1 protein-coding gene is annotated in these 1,489 nt (G+C 33.3%); it reads right to left on the reverse strand.

Translation table 11 applies throughout. The annotated features are described in order from the left end of the window. Positions 1 to 1,403, reverse strand: a 1,403-nt coding sequence (locus Q0370_RS07285) for a phosphoenolpyruvate carboxylase (protein ID WP_299574019.1), incomplete at its 3' end; no start/stop codon positions are given. Between the last annotated feature and the right edge of the window lie 86 nt (positions 1,404 to 1,489).

The following is a 1,489-nucleotide window of genomic DNA, read 5'->3' on the forward strand; positions in this document are numbered from 1 at the left end:
TCTCGCAGTAAAATCTCACATCTTGCATCTTCTGACAGACTCAAGTAATCTCCTAGAATATTTGCACTTTTCAGAAGTTCGGCAACACATATTTCATGAACGCTGGAATCTTGTCTTAAGTCAATTGTTGCAAGGTGAAATCCAAATATTTTTGTAGCACTAATTAGATTGTTTAATTTTCCTTGTGTTAAAAATTCACTATTATTCTTTTTAAGTGATTCTGCCACAATTACCAAGTCGTTTGTAAATTCATTAGCTGACTTGTAAGGAAGATCAATTCCATTTTTTCTTTTTGGCGGTAATAAGTCACGGTTGTAATCACATAATTTGTAGGCTGTTGCAAGTAGTCTGTCTGTTATTGTTGTCAATGCACGACGATATGGCTCGTGTGTTCGATGCGGCGAAACTTGTCCTGAAGCCTCTGCCAAGTTTTGCAGTTCTTCAGTCACATTTGTCATTGAAATAGACATTGATAAATCTCTGTAAATTTCTCGAACCACATCCAGATAATGCTGGAACAATTTTATAGCCTGCTCTTGTGCCGACTGCTCCAGTGTATTTACCGTAACATAAGGATTTCCGTCTCTATCTCCACCAATCCACATTCCCATAGTAAGTGGAAGCAGAGCTTGAGATTTTACTTCAGAATTTCCTAATGTTTTTGAAATTTCTTGAAATTTATTCATAAGCCTTGGAATTTCATTAAAAAATGTAATGTTGTAATAACTTAGAGCATTGCTTATTTCATCTGTTACACGTAATTTACTAGCTCTCAACATTGCAGTTTGCCACCAGATTTGAATACCACGGTTTAGGTCATTAAGCCATTCATTTTCATCAATTTGATGAGATTTTACATTTTCATATTTATCCAGAATATCAGTTAATTTTTTTGTCAAATCCAAAATACTTTTTCTTTGAACTTGTGTCGGATGTGCCGTTAAGACTGGAACAATTGAGACCTTTTCCATAGCCTTCAATATTTTATCTTGACTGATTCCCTTTTTCTTCAAATTTTTTAGTGATTTTTCAAGAGATCCAATTTGCGGCTTGTTGGAAATTTTTGCATATCGCTGTTCATGAGTCTGATACACATCTTCAGCAATATTCGCAAGTGCCGAAAAAATCGAAAAACCTCTTATTACACGCAAAATTTCCGCATCAGTAAGATCCGAACAAAAAGACGATAAATTTTTTCTAGCCTCCTGTTTTTGTGTTTTATAATATTTACTGGAAGCTTCTTTCAATTTTTCAGTAACCTCATAAATATGTAAACCCGCATATCTAAAAATCGTTTCACCTAGAAGAGTTGCAAAAAGTTCGTTATGAATGAGCAAATCCTCCTGATGCTTATCAAGTTTTACTGACGGTAAAGGAGTTATCGGTAAATTTTTTAAATCCATTTATTTCACACTCTCTTTCTTTTTTAACAATTATATATTTATCATTTATTCTCCAATTTTTTTAAATATTTCATCTGTTAAATTAT

Source organism: uncultured Leptotrichia sp. (assembly GCF_938036635.1).
Taxonomy (GTDB): domain Bacteria; phylum Fusobacteriota; class Fusobacteriia; order Fusobacteriales; family Leptotrichiaceae; genus Leptotrichia; species Leptotrichia hongkongensis.